We start from the raw sequence: 18,346 nt of genomic DNA on the forward strand, positions 1-18,346 counted from the left end.
TCGCCCTGCGGACGGCCATAGGGCGGCGGGGCGTCGCTCGCCTGGAAAACGGACCGTGGACAGCCTGACCGGTGGCCTGCGGTCAGTCTATCCACTCGATGATCAGGCCACGACCTCCGAGGTTTTTGCGGATGTGATCGATCGTCTGCGCCAGGGTCGTGACGAGCCACATTAACCCTCGCCACCCGAACGGTACGCGCGCGATCCCGAGTTCCGGTGACCGGCCTTCGAACAATCCCGACGCCCTGGCAGCGGGCCGTCGACCGCAAAAAAGGCCCGCATGCAAGATCGCAGAGGAGCGCCTCGCCCGGTGGTCCTTCAATCTTCCATCATGCGAAGAACCCGTTCGCCGAAGAGGCGGATCGTGCACAGGACGAGCACCGGAACCAGCGCTATGGCTCCTATATTGGGTCCAAGCAGAAACGACAGACCGACTCCAAGACCGGCTGTAAAAGCGGCGGGCACCATGGTGAACTCACACATTGCTATGATTGGCTGGCGAAACATCGCAACCGTATCCATTTTATAATGCCAATCAAGCAAAAAAATTCCGGTTTGAATCTGGATCTACCTGCCCCAAGGTTTCGAGGTGGATTTATTTTGCCATACGAGCAGTGAAGACTGCTATCTGTCTCTCGATGCGCAACGCCAAGTTTTAACGAATATGAGATCTATCGTTATGGCATATATTTCAATTATCATGCGCTTTTGAGATCTTTTTTATAATATACATATTATGGCAGATTTAATACATAATGATACTTGATTTGTCGACGATCGAATTAAATGCAGAGGTACTGTAGTAAAACACGTTGCATAAATATATCGTAGAAATTTATTAATAAAAGCACTCTCTTTGCTTCGTCCGAATGTCGAAGGGAACGATGAGGTGCGACTGGTAGGGCCGACGTTCCGGGCCAGGATCGCGAGCGAGGGGCCTGCGAGTCTGCCCGTTTGCGTGGATGGCTGGGGCGGGAGGATTCGAACCTCCGAATGGCGGTACCAAAAACCGCTGCCTTACCACTTGGCGACGCCCCATCGACGCAAGGCCGCGCGTTGTCTAGACGCCGCGTCGGCCCGTTGCAACAGCCTGTTCGCTCCGGTCGACACGGAAATGGAGAGGGCGGATGTCGAAACGCATCGCGATCGTCACGGGGGCGGGGTCCGGGATCGGGCGGGCGGTGTCGCTCGGGCTCGCGCGGGCCGGCTTCGTTCTCGTCCTGTCGGGCCGTCGGCGGGGGCCTCTCGATGAGGTCGCCGAGGCGGTGCGGGCGCTCGGGGGCGAGGCCTTGCCCCTGGTGACCGATGTCGGCGATGCCGCAGCCGTCGAGCATCTCTTCGCGGAGGTGAAGGGACGGTTCGGCCGCCTTGACCTTCTGTTCAACAATGCGGGGCTGTTCGCGCCTTCCGTGCCGCTGGACGAACTCACCCTGGCGCAGTGGCGGAGCGTGGTGGATGTCAACCTCACCGGCGCGTTCCTGTGCACGCAGGGCGCCTTCCGGATGATGAAGGCGCAAAGCCCGCGCGGCGGCCGCATCATCAACAACGGCTCGATCTCGGCCCAGGTGCCGCGCCCGAACTCGGCGCCCTACACGGCCACGAAACACGCCATTACCGGGTTGACCCGCTCCACCTCCCTCGACGGGCGCGACCACGACATCGCCTGCGGGCAGATCGACATCGGCAACGCCGAGACCGACATGACGAAACCGATGGCCGCCGGCATCCGCCAGCCCGACGGGTCGCTGAAGGTCGAGCCGGTGATGGATGCCCGTCACGTGGCGGATGCGGTGGTCTACATGGCGGGATTGCCCCTCGACGCGAACGTTCAGTTCATGACCGTGATGGCGACGAAAATGCCCTATATCGGGAGGGGTTGAGGCCCCGCGCTTTCGCCGTCTCCCCGTTCGCATTACAGACGGGACACGCGCCCGACCCGTACAGACAAGCCCGCCCCGGCGGACGAGAGAAGCAACCGCCCGCCATGTTGATGCAGACAGACCCCAAGGACGCCACCGGCAAGGAGGCCGACAGGGCGAAGGATCCCGTCGCTCGTCGCCGCACCTTCGCGATCATCTCCCACCCGGATGCGGGCAAGACGACGCTCACCGAAAAGCTGCTCCTGTTCGGCGGCGCGATCCAGCTCGCCGGCGAGGTCAAGGCCAAGCGCAACCGCGTCTCGACCCGGTCCGACTGGATGGGCATCGAGAAGGAGCGTGGCATCTCGGTGGTCACCTCGGTGATGACCTTCGAATATGGCGACTGCGTCTTCAACCTCCTCGATACGCCGGGCCACGAAGACTTCTCCGAGGATACCTACCGGACCCTGACGGCCGTCGATTCGGCGGTGATGGTGATCGACGCCGCGAAAGGCATCGAGGCGCGCACGCGAAAACTGTTCGAGGTCTGCCGCCTGCGCGACATCCCCATCGTCACCTTCATCAACAAGCTCGACCGCGAGGCCCGCGACCCGTTCGAGCTCCTCGACGAGATCGAGAAGACCCTGGCCCTGGACGTCGCGCCGGTCACTTGGCCCATCGGCCGCGGACGGAGCTTTGCCGGCACCTACGATCTCGGCAATGGCCGTGTCCGCCGGCTCGACGCGGCGGACGATGCCGGCACCGTGGCCGTGTCCGGCGTGGACGATCCGCTCTTCGACCAGCTTCTGACGGAAGAGGGCGAAGTGGCGACGTGGCGCGAGGAGGCGGAGCTCGCCGAATCCGGCCTGAAGCGGTTCGATCTCGAGGCGTTCCGCGAGGGGCACCTCACGCCGGTCTTCTTCGGCTCGGCCCTGCGCAATTTCGGCGTCCGCGACCTCATCGATGGGCTCGCCCGGTTCGCGCCGCCCCCGCGCGGTCAGGATTGCGACAAACGCCTGGTGGAGCCGACCGAGCCGAAGATGACGGGCTTCGTGTTCAAGATCCAGGCGAACATGGATCCCAACCACCGCGACCGCATCGCCTTCATGCGGGTCTGCTCGGGCAGGCTCAGCCGCGGGATGAAGGCGAAGCTCGTGCGCACCGGCAAGCCGATGTCGCTCTCCGCACCGCAATTCTTCTTTGCGCAGGACCGCGCCATCGCCGACGAGGCTTTTGCAGGCGATGTGGTCGGTATCCCCAACCACGGCACCCTGCGCATCGGCGACACGCTCACCGAGGGTGAGGAGATCGTGTTCCGCGGCGTGCCGAGCTTCGCCCCGGAAATCCTGCGCCGGATCAAACTCACCGACGCGATGAAGGCCAAGAAGCTGCGGGAAGCGCTGCAGCAGATGGGCGAGGAGGGCGTCGTTCAGGTGTTCCGCCCGCATGACGGCTCGCAGGCGATCGTCGGCGTCGTGGGTGCCCTGCAGCTCGACGTGCTGAAGGAGCGGCTCCAGGCCGAGTACGGCCTGCCCATCGATTACGAACCGACGCGCTTCTCGATCTGCCGCTGGATCGAATCGGATGCGGAAACCGATCTCGATGCCTTCATCGGCACACACGGCTCGGCCATGGCGAGCGACCTCGACGGGGCGCCCGTCTTCATGGCGACCACCGCCTTCTCCCTCCGCTACGAGGAGGAGCGCGCGCCGAAGGTGCGGTTCACGGACATCAAGGATTACCAGAAGCGCGCCGTCTGAGCCTGGGCGACGGCTGGATGAGAAAAGGGCCGCGCGGTTCTCGCCGCGCGACCCTATGTCGGTTTCAGTCAGTGCCGTGAGACGATCAGCGGCCCTGCTGGATCGCCGAGAGGATCCAGCGTCCGCCGCGCTCGCGCACGAACGTCCAGAGCTCCAGGGCCTCCGGCTCGCCGGTCTCCACCGTCTGGTTGGTCCGGAGGTCGACCGTCACATCGGTGATGGCATAGCGCATCGCCACGGTGGCATATTCCATCCGGCCCTCGCTCCAGGCTTCCGACAGGTCGCCCTGCAGAAGCTTCACGTTCGAGATCCGATTGACGACCCCACGGGATTCGTTGCCGCGCAGTTCGTCGACGAAGTAGCCCGCCATTTCCGGTGTCGCGAGGTTACGCAGGGCAGCGACGTCGCCACGGCCATAAGCGGCCTGCACGTCGTTGAGGGCGATCTCGAAGCTCTGGAAATCCCCGGGGCCGATATCGACCTTGCCGATGGTCGGCTGAGGCGCGCCGCGCGGGGCCGCACCCATCGCCGGTCCGGCACCCGTGGTCGAGCCCGGTGCGGCGCCGTAGCGGCCCGGCGTGGAGTCACCCTGGAAAACGGAGCGGGACATGCCGGCAGGAGCCGGATTGCCCTGGCGACGGCGGAACCACCGCACCGCGAAGGCGACGACCATCACGATGAGGCCGACCTGCAGCAGGAGGCCGATCATCGACGCGATGCCACCGAGTCCACCGAAAAAGCCGCCGCCGAGGAGCGCGCCGAGCAAACCCGCACCCAGCAGGCCCGCCATGAAGCCGCCGCCGAAGCGGGGGCGCTGCGTGGCGGCACTGGTCATGCCGGGATTGCCCATGGTCGACCCGGGCTGCGTCTGCGAACGCTGAATCGGCGCGGCGCTCGGTGCGGTATTCGTGGAGGAGGGCGCGTTGAAGGTCTTCGAGCCGCGCGAGCCCATGCCACCGCCGCCGCCTGGACGGGCCTCGGCAACGGGCGCAGCAACGGCCAGCATCGCGGCGAGCGCGAAGACGGTCGCGGCGCGGGTGCGACGCGTGGAGGGGATGAACATGAATACGCCTCTGAACCAAGTCTGAGAGAGTTCCGGCGGGAATGCCGAACCTTATATGGTGACGTCCGCCTCAGAGTTTTAGTCCGTTTTCGCCGTCGCTTTTGTTCAGCGGACGACGATGGGAAGAGTTGGGACGCCTCAGCCGGCGGCGGGGAAGATCATCCGCACCGTCGTTCCCTCCCCGGGCTTGCTGTCGAGGGCGACCGTGCCGTTCTGGCGCTTCACCAGGCCATGGACGATGGCAAGCCCGGCGCCGCGTCCGGCCTCGCGCGTGGTGATGAACGGAGCCAGCGCGCGTGCCGCCATCTCGGGGGTCATTCCGTGACCTGTATCGCGCACCGAGATGCCGACGGCGCCGTCTCCCTGCCGGCGGATGGCCGGATCACTCGGCGGCACCGGGAAGCTCGCGATCTCGACGCTGCCGCCGGCCGGCATCGCCTCGCAGGCATTGGCGAGGATGTGGGCGAGGGCGAGATCCACCTGGGTCGGGTTAGTGAGGCCATTGGGCAGGTCCGGCGCGGTGTGCACCGTCAACGTCACTCCGGGGCGAAGCGTCGCCTGCATGCGCGCGGCGAAGGCGGTGATGAGGGCATTCATGTCGACGGGGCGGACATCCGGCGCGATCCGCCGCGAGAAGGTCAGCAATTGCCGCGTCAGAATCGTCGCCCGCTCGACCGCATCGGTGGACCGGATCACGGCTCGCTGGATGAAGGGTTCTTCCCGGTCGCCCAGGCGCCGCTTCAGGCCGTCGATGTAGCCGATGAGGATCTGCAGGAAGTTGTTGAATTCGTGGGCGACGCTGTTGGTGAGCAGCCCCAGGGCCTCGCGTTGCCGAGACAACGCCAGCGCCCCCTCCGCGTCCCGCCGCCGGCTGACGTCGATCACCTGGGCGAGGAGGAGGTCGGTATCGGGTAGGGGGACCGCGAAGATCTCGGCCCAGAAGGTCGAGCCGTTCCTGCGCCAGGCCAGCACCTCGATTCCCTCGGGCCGCGTCCCTGCGAGGGCCGCCGCGAAGGCGCCGCGGGCTTCCCTGTCGGTGTTGGCTCCCAGAAGGAGATGCGCGTCGCGTCCGGCGAGCTCGCCGGTTTCATGGCCCGTGAGGTGCGTGAAGGCGGGATTGGCCGAGACGATCCTCGCGGCCGCCGGATCGATCAGCAGGGCCGGTATGGCACTGGCCTCGAGGGCCGAGGGAAAATCGATGCCCCGGCCCGGAGGATCGCCTCGTTCACCGTCCTGATCGTGCAACGCCATGCTCTCTCCAGGCCTGTCGGAGCGAAACGGGCTCCAGCGTGAGTCGCAGCGGGCGCGGGCGCCAGGATCGATCGGCGCGGTTGCTCCCGGCGACGGCTATTGCCGCACCCACATCACCCGCGCGATCCAGGCGATCTCGGCCACCTGGACGATGCGTTCGGGGTGGCTCGGGTTCAACGAAAGCAGCTCGATGGTCCGGGCGGTCTTCCGGCGCAGTTCCTTGGCCAGCACCTCGCCGCTCGCCAGCCGCACCACCACGCGGTCGCCCTTGCGGACGCTGGCGGTGGGGGAGACGATCAGCACGTCGCCGTCGCGGTAGAGCGGCTCCATGGAATCGCCCTGCACTTCGAGGGCGAAGGCGCGGTCCTCGCCGAGATCGGGAAACTCGATCTCTTCCCAGCCCGGCCCGCCCGTGGGCATGCCTTCCTCGGTGAAGAGCCGGCCCGCGCCGGCCTGGGTCATGCCGATCAGCGGCACCATGGCGCGCGGCATGCCTTCCCGCGGCTCGATGAGACGAAGGAAATCGTCGAGCGTCGCATTGGTGGCCGCGAGCACTTTCGACACCGATTCGGTGGAGGGCCAGCGCTTGCGCCCGTCCGGCCCGATCCGCTTCGACCGGTTGAAGCTCGTTGCATCGAGGCCCGCGCGGCGTGCGAGACCGGAAGCCGAGAAGCCGTGGCGTTCCGCGAGACGGTCGATGGCGGTCCAGATCTGCTCGTGGGACAGCATGGCGAGACTCGATCAGAAGAGCTAAGACATCCAGCCTAGCTTTAGGAAAGTAGAACTAAAACGCGCTGGAAGCAACGGCGTGCCGCCATTATCCTGAACGCGTATGAGCTCGGAACGGACGACCTGAGGTAGCAGCCGCTCATGGTTGCGACGGATGCCGACCCGTTCTATCGCGTGGGCCATCGAACCGGAAGGCAACGCGCGATGCCCGTGATCTACAAGATATGCCCGCGCGCCCTGTGGCGCGAGGCGGAGGAAGCGGGGCGGTTCGCGGGCGCGCCCATCGATATCGCCGACGGGTTCATCCATCTCTCCACCGCCGACCAGGTTGCGGAGACGGCCGCCCGACATTTTGCGAATGTCTCCGATCTCCTCCTCATCGGCATCGAGGCCGAGGCACTGGGCGAGGCCCTTCGCTACGAGCCCTCCCGCGGCGGGGCGCTGTTTCCCCATCTCTACGGTGACCTGCCCGTCGATGCCGTCCGGTCCGTGGTCGAACTCCCGATCGGGCCCGACGGACGGCATGTCTTTCCCGCCGATCTGATCGCAGCCGCCGGTCCGGCGAACGGAGCATCGGTATGATCGGCGCTCTCTTTCCCCTCGCCAGGCCGATCCTGCACGGCCTCGACGCCGAGACGGCGCATAACCTCACCTTGCGCGGGCTGGCCCTTCTGCCGCCGCGCAAGCCGGCTCCGGACGATCCGAAGCTGGCGGTGACCGCTTTTGGCCGCCGCTTCCCCAATCCGGTTGGCCTCGCGGCGGGTTTCGACAAGGGTGCGCAGGTGCCCGATGCCCTGCTCGGCCTCGGCTTCGGCTTCGTCGAAGTCGGCGGGGTTGTGCCGAAGCCGCAGGGCGGCAATCCGCGCCCGCGTGTCTTCCGCCTGAGCGCCGACGGCGCGGTGATCAACCGCTTCGGCCTCAACAGCGAGGGGCTCGACATCGTGCGCGGCCGCCTCGCGGCGCGAAGCAGCCGGTCCGGTCTGGTGGGCATCAACATCGGGGCCAATAAGGAGTCGACCGACAGGATCGCCGATTACGTGGCCTGCACCACGGCGCTGGCCCCGCACGTCGCTTTCGTCACGGTCAACGTTTCCTCGCCGAACACCCCCGGCCTGCGCGACCTCCAGGGCGAAGCGTTCCTCGACGATCTCCTCGGTCGCGTGGTCGAGGCCCGCGACGGGGCCGCGCCCAAGACCGCGATCCTGCTCAAGATCGCCCCGGACATCTCGCTCGAAGCCCTCGATTCCATCGTCGCCACCGCCCTGCGACGGAAGGTACAAGGCCTCGTCGTCTCCAACACCACCATCGCCCGGCCGGCCGGTCTCGCCGAAGCCTCCCTGGCGACTGAGACCGGTGGCCTCTCCGGCCGTCCCCTCTTCGCGCCGGCGACCCGCCTTCTCGCGGAAACCTACCTGCGTGTCGGGGGCACCATACCGCTCATCGGTGTCGGCGGGATCGACTCCGCCGAGGCGGCCTGGACCAAGATCCGCGCCGGAGCGAGTCTGCTCCAGCTCTACTCGGCCCTGGTGTATGCCGGTCCCGGCCTCGTGGGCACGATCAAATCCGGCTTGCTGCGCAAACTCGCGACCGAGGGCACCAGCGACCTGTCCGCCATCGTCGGGCGCGATGCCGCGACTTTGGCCAAGCTCGGCCTCGACGCGGCGTAGGCGACAGCGCCCGGTGCGCCCTCGTCGGACCATGCGATGGAGGGGCGCGAAGGGCTTCGCAAGACGTGATGTCGCGTTGCCATAGCTGCCAGGCCAAAGACGGTTCCGGCGTTATTCGCATGCGGCTCCCGCGCTGGGGGCGGGGCTGAGTTTAGAACTCCGTGGAACTGCTCGTTTTCGTGCCATGCCACGTCCGCAGGCGCATGACTGGCCCGCGTTTGCCCCTGATTGAGTGAAGCTTGTGCGGTGCGATATCGCTGATGGAATCGATGGTGGTCGCACCCTGCGACGGCACCGTCCCATCCATCCTTTGCCGAGCCAGGATCGTCCATGGATCACCCGGTCGCGTCCCCCAAGCGTTCCTCCGCCGCCGGCGGTTGGGGCGCGTTGAAGAGCTGCGGCAAGCACCTGCTGAGCAGCCGGGCCCCGCTCTCCGGGGCTCGCGCCATGCTCAAGGCCAACCAGCCGGACGGGTTCGATTGTCCCGGCTGTGCCTGGGGTGATCCGGCACACGGCTCGTCGTTCGAGTTCTGCGAGAACGGCGTGAAGGCCGTCTCGTGGGAGGCGACCGACAAGCGCACGCCGCCGAAATTCTTCGCCCGGCACACCGTGTCGGAGCTGCGCGGCTGGACCGACTACGCCCTCGAAGGCGAGGGCCGCCTGACGCATCCGATGCGGTACGATACGGCCAGCGACCGCTATCTGCCCGTCAGCTGGAACGAGGCCTTCGCCGAGATCGGCGCCACCCTGCGCGGGCTCGACAGCCCGGACCGGGCCGAGTTCTACACGTCCGGCCGTGCCTCCAACGAGGCGGCCTATGTCTACCAGCTGTTCGCCCGGCTCTACGGCACCAACAATTTCCCCGACTGCTCCAACATGTGCCACGAGGCCAGCGGCATCGCCCTGCAGGCGGCCATCGGCATCGGCAAGGGCACCGTCCTCCTCGAGGATTTCGAGAAGGCGGACGCGATTTTCGTGGTCGGTCAGAACCCCGGCACCAACCACCCGCGTATGCTCGGCGACCTGCGCAAGGCGGCCACCCGCGGCGCCCGCGTAGTCGTGTTCAACCCCGTGCGCGAGCGCGGCCTCGAGCGTTTCGCCGATCCGCAGAACACGGTGGAGATGCTGCGCGGCGCCAGCGCTCCGGTGGCGAGCCACTATTACCAGCCGCGTCCGGGCGGCGACATGGCGGCGTTCCGCGGCATCGCCAAGGCGGTCTTCGCCGCAGACGACGCGGCGCTCGCCGCCGGCCGTCCGTCCGTTCTGGATCGCGCCTTCCTCAGCCACCATGCCGAGGGCCACGAGGCCTATCGCGCCATCGTGGAAGCCACGAGCTGGGAGGCGATCGAGGACCAGTCCGGCCTCTCCCGCGCCGATATCGAAGTGGCGGCAGGGGTCTATCTCGGCGCCGACAAGGTCATCTGCACCTGGGCAATGGGCGTCACCCAGCACAAGCATTCGGTGGCCACCATCCGCGAGATGACCAACGTCATGCTCCTGCGCGGCAATATCGGCCGTCCCGGCGCCGGCCTCTGCCCCGTACGCGGCCATTCCAACGTGCAGGGCGACCGCACGGTGGGCATCAACGAGAAGCCACCCGCAGCGCTGCTCGACGCACTGGAGCGCGAGATCGGCTTCGTCGCCCCGCGCAAGCACGGCCACAACGTCATCGGCGCCATCGGCGGCATGCTCGACGGATCGTCGAAGGCCTTCATCGGGCTCGGCGGCAATTTCGCCCGCGCCACGCCTGATACGGCTTTGGTGGCCAAGGCGCTCGCCTCCTGCGACCTCACCGTCCATATCGCCACGAAGCTCAATCACTCCCACCTCGTGCCCGGCCGCGTCGCCTATCTGCTCCCCTGCATCGGCCGCACCGAGATCGACCGGAACTCGAAGGGCAAGATCCAGATCGTCACGGTCGAGGATTCCATGAGCATGGTCCACGGCTCGGGCGGCATCAACAAGCCCGCCTCGCCGGAACTGCGCTCGGAGATCGCGATCATCGCCGGGATGGCGGCGGCCACCGTCGGTTCGGACAAGGTCGACTGGGCGGCGCTCGCCGATGATTACGACGGCATCCGCGCGCTGATCGAACGGACCATTCCGGGTTTTACCAGGTACAACGCCCGTGTCCGCCAGCCGCGCGGCTTCATGCTGCGCAACCTCGCCGCCGAGCGCAATTTCGAGACGGCGACCGGCAAGGCGAACTTTTCCGCCGACGCCCTGCCCGAGGCAACCGAGCACCAGCAGGCGCGGGCGATGGGCGACACCTTCGTGCTCCAGACCTTCCGCAGCCACGACCAGTACAACACCACCGTCTACGGCCTCGACGACCGCTATCGCGGGGTCTACGGCGAGCGTCAGGTGCTGTTCGCCCATCCCGATGACCTGGCCGAGATTCGTGCCGTCGCCGGTGACCGGGTGGACATCGTCGGCACCCATGACGACGGCGTGGTGCGGGTGGCCGAAGGCTTCCGCCTCGTGCCCTTCGACATGCCGCGCGGCAGCCTCGCCGGCTATTATCCGGAGCTCAACGTCCTGGTTCCCCTGTCGTCCTTCGGCAAGGAGAGCGATACGCCGACCTCGAAATCGGTGATGGTCTCGATTCGCCGCCCAGCGGCCGCCGCGTGAGCGAGCCGCCCGCCGACGCCGAGACCTTCCTCGCCGTGACCGATTCCATCGCCGATCTCCAGCCCGGCCTCTCCACCCTGGAGGCCGGGCTACTGGCGGGGCTGCACCTGAAGCTCGCCGCCGACAGCCGCAGCTTCGCGCGGGTGTTCGGCGTCGAGCATGCCCTCGTCCTGCGTGCCGTGGAGACCCTGTCCGGGGAAGCCGAGCTTCTGGCGGTCATCGAGCGGAACCAGCGCACTCAACGGACCCGCTACGAGGCGACCCCGGCGGCGCTTGCGATCCTGGACCATCTCCATGGCTGATACCGTCACCGGCTGATCCCTTCGGTTTCCGGCGAGCGCGGGTCCCCTTTCCTGGAAGGAGAGGGACAGGGTGAGGTGCGTGACCGTGTCGGATGGGGCACGGCCCTCACCCCAACCCTCTCCCGCCCGGGAGAGGGAGCCCGTTCCGGCCAGACCAACCGAAGTGATCAACCGAGAGGGTATGAGCCGACGCGGCCGCGCGGTCAGCTTCCATAGCTCTGGATGAGAGACCCGGCCACGAGGGTCCAGCCGTCCACCAGCACGAAGAAGATCAGCTTGAACGGCAGGGCCACCGTCGCCGGCGGCACCATCATCATGCCCACCGCCATCAGGATCGAGGCGACCACGAGGTCGATGATGAGGAAGGGGATGAAGAGGAGGAAGCCGATCTCGAAGGCGCGCCTCAGCTCCGAGATCATGAAGGCCGGGGTGACGATCTCGAGGCCGATGGCTTCCGGGCCGGCCGGGGCGGGGGCCTTCGCCATGTCGAGGAAGAGCTTCAGGTCCTTCTCGCGGACGTTGCGCAGCATGAAGGTCTTGAACGGCGCCGAGGCCCTGTCGAACGCCACGCTCTGCGTGATCTGTCCGGCGATGAGCGGTTCGATGCCGGTGCGATAGGCTTCCCGCGCCGTCGGCGCCATGACGAAGGCGGTGAGGAACAGGGCAAGGCTGGTGATCACGGCGTTCGGCGGCGCGCTCTGCGTGCCGAGGGCCGAGCGCAGGATCGACAGGACCACCACGATCCGCGTGAACGAGGTCGCCATCACCAGAACCGATGGCGCCAACGCAAGGACGGTGATGAGAGCGATGAGCTGGAGCGCCCGCTCCGTCACCCCGCCCTGACCGAGATCGACCGAGAGGCTTTGCGCCATGGCCGCACCGATGCCGGCGGCAAGGAAACCGCCTCCCGCCAGCACGAGCCGGGCGGTACGCAGGGAAACGGATGTGGTTCGGGTCAGGAGTGCCATGGCGGGGCGCAACCTGCGTCGGTGGGAGCCCGGGCGCAAGCGCCCGCGCCTTCGAAGCTCCCTCGTCTGAACGCCGAGTGATACCGTGGCGAAAACGCCGACGGGATACTTTGCGCTCCCTTGCCGGGATGACTAGGTTCCCCCGCACCGACCTGGACGATACCGAAGGACGACCATGACGAGCGCAACTGCCACCCAGACCCGGGACATCGGACCGTTCGCGGAGCCCGTGTGGCAGACGCCGTTCGGCCTGCCGCCATTCGACCGGATCCGGCCGGAGCATTTCCTGCCTGCCTTCGAGACCGCCCTCGACTCGCACGATGCCGAGATCGCGGCGATCGCCGACGCGTCGGAGCCGGCGACCTTTGCCAACACGGTGGAGGCGATGGAGCGCGCGGGCCTCGATCTCGACCGCGTCGCCTCCGTCTTCTTCAACCTGAGCGGCAGCAACACCACCCCGGAGCTCCAGGCGGTCGAACGGGCGATTACGCCGCGTCTCGCCCGCCACGGCAGCGCCATCTACCTCAATCCCCGGCTCTGGGCGCGCATCGCCGCCGTCGACGCCGACGCGGAGACGCTCGGCCCGGAAGAGCGACGCGTTCTCGAGCGCTACCGCACGCGCTTTCGTCGCGCCGGCGCCGATCTCGCCCCCGAGGCGAAGACGCGGATGGCCGAGATCGCCGGGCGCATGGCCGAGCTTGGAACGACGTTCAGCCAGAATCTTCTCGCCGACGAGAGTGCCTTCATCCTCCCCCTCGACGGCGAGGAGGACCTTGCCGGCCTGCCCGAGTTCCTGAGGGCGGCCGCCGCCAGCGCGGCCAAGGACCGGGGCGGCGAGCATGGTCACGTCATCACCCTGTCGCGTTCGCTGATCGAGCCGTTTCTGGTCTTCTCCACCCGACGTGACCTGCGTGCGAAGGCCTACGAGGCCTGGACCCGCCGTGGTGAGAGCGGAGGCGCCACGGACAACACGGGAATCATCGCCGAGATCGTCGCCCTCCGCGCGGAGCGGGCGCGCCTCCTCGGCTTCGACAGCTTCGCTCACTTCAAGCTTTCCGACACCATGGCCGGCTCGCCCGACGCGGCGATGGAGCTCCTGCGCAACGTCTGGACGCCGGCTCATGCCCGTGCGGGCGCCGAGCGCGATCGGCTTCAGGCGCTGGCGACGGCGGAGGGGGCCGACTTCGCCATCCGCGCCCACGATTGGCGCCACTATGCCGAGAAGCTGCGGCGCTCCGAGCACGATCTCGACGAAGGCGAGATCAAGCCCTACCTGCCCCTCGACGGGGTCATCGCAGCCTCCTTCGACACGGCCTCGCGCCTGTTCCACCTGCGTTTCGAGGAACTCACCGATTTCCCCCGCTATCATCCCGACGTGCGGGCCTGGACGGTGCGCAATGCCGATGGATCCGAAGTCGGGATTTTCCTCGGAGACTACTTCGCCCGGTCGTCGAAGCGCAGCGGCGCCTGGATGAGTGCGTTCCGCTCGCAGGAGCGGCTCAACGGCACGATCACCCCGATCATCGTCAACGTGATGAACTTCGCGAAAGCGCCGGCCGGCGAGACGCCGCTTCTGTCCTTCGACGACGCGCGCACCCTGTTCCACGAGTTCGGCCATGCCCTGCACGGACTCCTCTCCGACGTGACCTACCCACTTCTCGCGGGCACGGCGGTGGCGGGCGATTTCGTGGAGCTGCCGTCCCAGCTCTATGAGCACTGGCTCGAACAGCCGGAGGTGCTGCGCGCCCATGCGCGCCACTACCGCACCGGCGAGCCGATGCCGGAGGAACTGCTCAAGCGCATGCTCGCGGCACGGGCCTTCAATCAGGGTTTCTCCACCATCGAGTACACCGCCTCGGCGATCGTCGACATGACGCTGCACCTGTCGAGCGGCGGCGAGGACGGCCTCGATGTCCTCGCCTTCGAGGCCGACGCGCTCCAGCGCATCGGAATGCCGGCGGAGATCTCCATGCGGCACCGCTCACCGCATTTCGCGCATATCTTCTCGGGCGACGGTTATGCCGCCGGCTATTACAGCTACCTTTGGTCCGAGGTGCTGGATGCCGATGCGTTCGACGCGTTCCGCGAGGCCGGCGACATCTTCCACCCCGAAACGGCGGCGCGCCTGCGCAAGTTCGTCTATGGGGCCGGCAACCTGCGCGATCCCGGCGAGGCCTATACCGCTTTCCGCGGGCGCCTGCCCAGCATCGATCCGCTGCTGCGCAAGCGAGGCTTGGCCGCCGCCTCACTCAGGAGAGATAGTTCGTCAGCGTCAGCTTCGAGAGCATCGAGGTGACCTGATAGCTCGCTTGAAGCTGGTTCTGGAGGGCCAGGAGCTTGGCGGTCACCTCTTCGATGGAGACCGAATCGACACCGTCGAGGCTGTCCTGCAGGGCCGCCCTGGCGGAGCGGTTGTCGGTCTTGGTGTCCGCCATGGTCCTGGCGGCCAGGCTGAGATCGCTGGCGATGCTCTGTACGCCCTCGCGGCCGTCGCTGGAGGTGAGGAGCGAACGCGCGCGCTCCGACACGGCATTGTAGCGCGCCGTTTCCGGCGATGCGGTCGTCGACGACGTGAAGCTCTGGACCGCGACCTGCGCGATGCCGGCGAGGATCGCACGGATCGGGGCCTCGTTGGCCTGGACTCCGATGCCGAGCCTGCGGTCAGCGCCGATCTGCACCGTCGCGGTCGTCCTGGGATCGGCCGACGTGTCGTCGCCGGTATACCAGATCACGGTCTCGGTGCTGGCCTGCTCGGCGTAGCCGTTTCCATCCTCCGACACGCGGCGTGGCGCGAAACCCTCGGATTTCGACCCGGCGAAGAAATCCTGCGAGGCGCGCGAGGCCGAACTCGCCGAGAGGGTCGTGCCGGCCGTCTCCTTGAGCGCGTTCGACAGGGCCTTGGAGATGTTGGCGGCCACGTCGCCGGTCAACGAGAATTCGGTCGTAGCGGTGGAATCCGCGTTGGCCTTCGCGGTCAGCGTGATCGTCTGTGTGGTTCCGTCGCGAAGCGCCACGTTGAAGGTCAGCGTGTCCCCCGCCGCCGGAGGCGTCTTGACGGTGAGTTCCAGGGAGGCCGGAGTGCCGGTGCCGAAATTCGCCGCGAGGCCGAGGGAGGCCTTGCCCTGGATGCTGGCGACGGGCTGGCCCTCGAATCTCTTGGTCAGGGCGGCGGCGGTCTCGGCGGCCGTACCGAGCGGGATCGTGTTGGTCGCATCGGCCGGAGGGTTGGCGGTGACGATCAGGTCGGTGAAGGTCTGGCTCCCATCGGGCTGATTGATCGCGACGCGGATGCGGTCGCCCTCCGCCGGCGCGTTGGCCACGGTGAAGGTCACGTCCGGCGCCGTGCCGCCCGTCTTTGCCCCCGCCGTGATGGCGGACGGGTTCGAGCTCGCGGCCGAGATCAGCTTGAAGCCGAAATTCGCGCGCGCTTCCGTGCCCGCCGTGCCCGTGCCTTCCTCACTGACCGTCACGGTGGAGCCCGACGCGCTGGTCGCGATGCGGCCGTTGCCGTTCGGACCGAGATCGGCTGCGATCTGCTCGCTCACCAGGGTCTTGAGACCATCGAGGCCGAGACCGGGAACGCCGTTCAGGATCGCATCCGACGACGCCACCGGGGGCGTATCGGAGATCCGACCGCCGAAGACGTAGTTGCCCGCCACGTCCTGGTTCAACGCGTCCACGGCCGCATCCAGGCTGTTCCTGGCAACCTGCGTCACGGTCGACACCGTCCCGGTCGTGCTGGAATTCAACGATTGCTGCAGGATGCCACTCAAGGACGAGAGCTGCGTCACCGCCGAGCTGGTGACGGTCACCCGCGTCGTGTTCGCCGTGATGGCGGCATCGTAGCCGTCGAGGGCGCTGAGGGAGGCGTGGGCGCTGAGGCTGGTGGTCCGCGCCGCGCCGATCCCGCCATACGTCTCCGCGGTGCGGCCGCTGGCGAGCTGAGTGGACAACGCGTCGAGACGCGCCTTCTGGCTGACCAGGTTCGCGGTATTGCGATCCTGGACGTAGGTGCCGGCCGTAAAGGCGCTGATCGTCATCGTGACCTCGGCAGTAGGGTCTTCAAGCGGTCAACCGGGTGAAGACGCCGGAGAATCGACCCGAACCGTGGAGGCCACGTTCGGGAAGAACCGGATGGAGAAGAAGACCTGGAGCCCCTGCGCGGACACGAGGTCCGCGACGACGCCCTAGATCCGGAGGAGCGTATCCAGCATGTCGCGTGCGGCGGTGAGCACGCGGGCATTGGCGGTGTAGGCCGTCTGCAATCCGACGAGCATCGACATCTCCTCGTCGATCTTGACGCCGGACGTGCTCGCGAACCGGCCCTGCGCCGTCGCGAGGGCGATGCTCTGGCCTTCGTCGAGATTCTGAGCGGTCGCCGCAGCCGCGCCCTGGGAATCGATGATCTTCTGGGCGAAGCCCTGGACGGAGGACTCGTAGGGCGCGGTGATGCCGCCGATCCCGCTCGCCGCCGAGAAGGTCCGGTTCGCGCTGGTAAGGGCATCGTACAGGTATTGCGGCCGCGTCGGTTCGCTGCCCTGGGTTCCCGACGCAAACTTCACCAGGGTTTCCGTCTTGGCGATCACCGCCGGGTTCACGGCGATGCGCTGGGCGAAGCCCGTCATCTGCGAGCCGCCATCGAACGACCCGGTATAGAGGCTGGCCTTGCCGCCGCCATCGACGAAGAGCGGGATCTGAGGCTTACCGTTCGTGACATCGTCTGGCGATGTCGACTGGGTGACGCTGGCCTTGATCCCAAGGATCGTTGGGGCGCCGCTGGTCGGGGCCAGGATGCGAACACCGCCTTTGCCGACCGTGGGGTTGGACGTCACGGTGAAGGACGAACCGAACACATCGGTGACCGCTTTCGAGCCGAGGGCGGCGGCGATCGAGCTGCAGAAGGTCGCCGGGTCGCTGCCCACCGTGAACGGGACGATGGTCGCAAGCGGGTCGGCGACATCGGACGGGTTCACCGACGCGGGCGGGTTCAGCTTGGACGGGACCAGGATCAGGTTACGCTGGGCACCCTTGTTATCCTTGAGGGTGATCGTGATGGCGTTGCCGGCGCTCAGGCCGGTGAGGTCGATGTCGAATCCAGCCCCGGCCGCCGCCGCTACGGGCGTGCCGACCGCCGACGCGTCGGACAGCGACCGCGACAGGCCCGCCGCCAGATCGTCGAGCTGGCGCTGGGCCTGGGGCAGAACCGTATCGCGCAGCTCGATCCCGGCGGCCAGCGAGCCCGAACGGATCGCGTTCGAGGCCACGAGATCGATGGTGCCGCCCCCCTGGGTGGTCGCCGTGATGGTTCCGACGCGGCGTTGGGTGGGGTCCGTGGAGTAGGCGTCCTGGGGACCGAGCGTCCCGCGACCGTCGAAGCTCAAGCTCGCCGCGCTGGCCCGGTCCACCAGCGTCATCCCGGACGTGGTCATCACCGTGACGGTCCCGTCACGCTGGACGGACGCCTGCACGTCGAGATAGCCGGACAGGGAATTGAGGGCCTGGTCGCGCTGATCGAGGAGGTCGACCTTGGCCCCATCGTCGCTGGTGGCGGCGATCTTGGTGTTGAGCTGTGCGATGGAGGAAAGCAGGCCGCTCGCCGCCGCCGTATCGTTGGCGAGCTGGCTCTCGGTCGCGCTGCGCAGGGACTGGACCCCCTCTGCGATGGATCCGACCTTCGTCGCGAGGTTGGACGCGGCCGAGACCACGGACGAGCGGGCGGGGGAGGATGACGGGTCTGCCCCGAGGGTCTGCAGCGCCAGGGTAAAGCTGTTGACCACGCCGTCGAGGGCGCTCGTGGTGCCCGGTATGCCGTAGAGTTTGTCGAGTTGGGTCCGGACGTCCGCCATCATCCCGGTATAGGACGCGCCGGACGTCTCGAGCCGCAACTGCTTCACCGAATTCTCGTCGATGATCCGGTCGATCGTGCCGATGGCGACGCCGGAATTGCCGGGTCCCTGCGCGACGGTGTCGAGCGTGCGCCTGACATAGCCGGTGGTTCCGACATTCGCGATGTTCTGCGAGACGATGCCGATGGCGGCCTGAGTGGCCTTCAGACCGGCCGCGGCCGTGCTCAGCGCTGTGAACGACACGATCGCCCTCCCTCTACGTCACCGGAA

General features: G+C 67.1%; 14 protein-coding genes and 1 tRNA gene. 8 read left to right on the top strand and 7 right to left on the bottom strand.

Annotated features, from left to right (window positions below; genetic code table 11):
• The first annotated feature begins 216 nt into the window (after positions 1-216).
• Positions 217-618 (top strand): hypothetical protein, encoded by a 402-nt coding sequence (locus tag MKK51_RS09350; protein WP_243976602.1) that lies wholly within the window; start codon positions 217-219, stop codon positions 616-618.
• Between the two features lie 345 nt (positions 619-963).
• On the opposite strand, the gene MKK51_RS09355 is transcribed toward MKK51_RS09350, so the two are convergent.
• Positions 964-1,038: transfer RNA gene (locus MKK51_RS09355), tRNA-Gln, on the bottom strand.
• An 89-nt stretch (positions 1,039-1,127) separates the two neighbouring features.
• On the opposite strand from MKK51_RS09355, the gene MKK51_RS09360 reads away from it, so the two are divergent.
• A complete protein-coding gene (locus tag MKK51_RS09360) occupies positions 1,128-1,880 on the top strand; it encodes an SDR family oxidoreductase (RefSeq protein ID WP_243976603.1) in 753 nt (250 codons plus the stop codon).
• 104 nt (positions 1,881-1,984) lie between these two features.
• Complete coding sequence (locus MKK51_RS09365; RefSeq protein ID WP_243976605.1) at positions 1,985-3,619, top strand: peptide chain release factor 3; 1,635 nt, start codon at positions 1,985-1,987, stop codon at positions 3,617-3,619.
• A gap of 85 nt (positions 3,620-3,704) precedes the next feature.
• Here the strand turns inward: MKK51_RS09365 and MKK51_RS09370 are convergent, their stop codons facing one another.
• The 3 genes from MKK51_RS09370 to MKK51_RS09380 all read right to left on the bottom strand — a co-directional run bounded on the left by MKK51_RS09370 (position 3,705) and on the right by MKK51_RS09380 (position 6,662).
• On the bottom strand, positions 3,705-4,682 hold the full coding sequence (locus MKK51_RS09370; RefSeq protein ID WP_243976607.1) for a TIM44-like domain-containing protein: 978 nt from the start codon (positions 4,680-4,682) through the stop codon (positions 3,705-3,707).
• Between the two features lie 138 nt (positions 4,683-4,820).
• Entirely contained in the window at positions 4,821-5,933 is a 1,113-nt protein-coding gene (locus tag MKK51_RS09375) for an ATP-binding protein (protein ID WP_243976610.1), read from the bottom strand.
• Positions 5,934-6,029: 96 nt separating this feature from the next.
• Entirely contained in the window at positions 6,030-6,662 is a 633-nt protein-coding gene (locus MKK51_RS09380; RefSeq protein ID WP_227436314.1) for a helix-turn-helix transcriptional regulator, read from the bottom strand.
• A gap of 204 nt (positions 6,663-6,866) precedes the next feature.
• Between MKK51_RS09380 and MKK51_RS09385 the strand changes: the two genes are divergently transcribed.
• The 4 genes from MKK51_RS09385 to MKK51_RS09400 all read left to right on the top strand — a co-directional run bounded on the left by MKK51_RS09385 (position 6,867) and on the right by MKK51_RS09400 (position 11,262).
• Positions 6,867-7,244, top strand: coding sequence for a DUF952 domain-containing protein (locus MKK51_RS09385; protein WP_243976611.1), 378 nt, complete (start codon positions 6,867-6,869; stop codon positions 7,242-7,244).
• Entirely contained in the window at positions 7,241-8,329 is a 1,089-nt protein-coding gene (locus MKK51_RS09390; RefSeq protein WP_243976612.1) for a quinone-dependent dihydroorotate dehydrogenase, read from the top strand. Before MKK51_RS09385 ends, MKK51_RS09390 begins: the two co-directional genes overlap by 4 nt.
• Positions 8,330-8,659: 330 nt before the next feature.
• Positions 8,660-10,960 carry an FdhF/YdeP family oxidoreductase gene (locus MKK51_RS09395; RefSeq protein WP_243976613.1) on the top strand — a complete coding sequence of 767 codons (2,301 nt, stop codon included), beginning with the start codon at positions 8,660-8,662 and terminating at the stop codon, positions 10,958-10,960.
• On the top strand, positions 10,957-11,262 hold the full coding sequence (locus MKK51_RS09400) for a hypothetical protein (protein WP_243976614.1): 306 nt from the start codon (positions 10,957-10,959) through the stop codon (positions 11,260-11,262). Before MKK51_RS09395 ends, MKK51_RS09400 begins: the two co-directional genes overlap by 4 nt.
• A 203-nt stretch (positions 11,263-11,465) precedes the next feature.
• On the opposite strand, the gene fliP is transcribed toward MKK51_RS09400, so the two are convergent.
• Positions 11,466-12,230 carry a flagellar type III secretion system pore protein FliP gene (gene fliP, locus MKK51_RS09405; RefSeq protein ID WP_243976615.1) on the bottom strand — a complete coding sequence of 255 codons (765 nt, stop codon included), beginning with the start codon at positions 12,228-12,230 and terminating at the stop codon, positions 11,466-11,468.
• 175 nt (positions 12,231-12,405) lie between these two features.
• Between fliP and MKK51_RS09410 the strand changes: the two genes are divergently transcribed.
• Entirely contained in the window at positions 12,406-14,526 is a 2,121-nt protein-coding gene (locus MKK51_RS09410; RefSeq protein WP_243976616.1) for a M3 family metallopeptidase, read from the top strand.
• Here the strand turns inward: MKK51_RS09410 and MKK51_RS09415 are convergent.
• A complete protein-coding gene (locus MKK51_RS09415; RefSeq protein ID WP_243976617.1) occupies positions 14,480-16,270 on the bottom strand; it encodes a hypothetical protein in 1,791 nt (596 codons plus the stop codon). The genes MKK51_RS09410 and MKK51_RS09415 overlap by 47 nt on opposite strands.
• 147 nt (positions 16,271-16,417) lie before the next feature.
• A complete protein-coding gene (gene flgK, locus MKK51_RS09420) occupies positions 16,418-18,319 on the bottom strand; it encodes a flagellar hook-associated protein FlgK (protein ID WP_243976618.1) in 1,902 nt (633 codons plus the stop codon).
• Positions 18,320-18,346: the final 27 nt, after the last annotated feature.

Source organism: Methylobacterium sp. E-045 (assembly GCF_022829685.1).
Taxonomy (GTDB): Bacteria; Pseudomonadota; Alphaproteobacteria; order Rhizobiales; family Beijerinckiaceae; genus Methylobacterium.

What these genes read in the sequence shown, in the direction of transcription:
- fliP (WP_243976615.1), bottom strand. Translation starts at nt 12,230, where the DNA reads ATGGCACTCCTGACCCGAACCACATCCGTTTCCCTGCGTACCGCCCGG.
- MKK51_RS09410 (WP_243976616.1), top strand. Translation starts at nt 12,406, where the DNA reads ATGACGAGCGCAACTGCCACCCAGACCCGGGACATCGGACCGTTCGCG.
- MKK51_RS09375 (WP_243976610.1), bottom strand. Translation starts at nt 5,933, where the DNA reads ATGGCGTTGCACGATCAGGACGGTGAACGAGGCGATCCTCCGGGCCGG.
- MKK51_RS09415 (WP_243976617.1), bottom strand. Translation starts at nt 16,270, where the DNA reads ATGACGATCAGCGCCTTTACGGCCGGCACCTACGTCCAGGATCGCAAT.
- MKK51_RS09370 (WP_243976607.1), bottom strand. Translation starts at nt 4,682, where the DNA reads ATGTTCATCCCCTCCACGCGTCGCACCCGCGCCGCGACCGTCTTCGCG.
- MKK51_RS09360 (WP_243976603.1), top strand. Translation starts at nt 1,128, where the DNA reads ATGTCGAAACGCATCGCGATCGTCACGGGGGCGGGGTCCGGGATCGGG.
- MKK51_RS09385 (WP_243976611.1), top strand. Translation starts at nt 6,867, where the DNA reads ATGCCCGTGATCTACAAGATATGCCCGCGCGCCCTGTGGCGCGAGGCG.
- MKK51_RS09395 (WP_243976613.1), top strand. Translation starts at nt 8,660, where the DNA reads ATGGATCACCCGGTCGCGTCCCCCAAGCGTTCCTCCGCCGCCGGCGGT.
- MKK51_RS09380 (WP_227436314.1), bottom strand. Translation starts at nt 6,662, where the DNA reads ATGCTGTCCCACGAGCAGATCTGGACCGCCATCGACCGTCTCGCGGAA.
- MKK51_RS09365 (WP_243976605.1), top strand. Translation starts at nt 1,985, where the DNA reads ATGTTGATGCAGACAGACCCCAAGGACGCCACCGGCAAGGAGGCCGAC.
- MKK51_RS09390 (WP_243976612.1), top strand. Translation starts at nt 7,241, where the DNA reads ATGATCGGCGCTCTCTTTCCCCTCGCCAGGCCGATCCTGCACGGCCTC.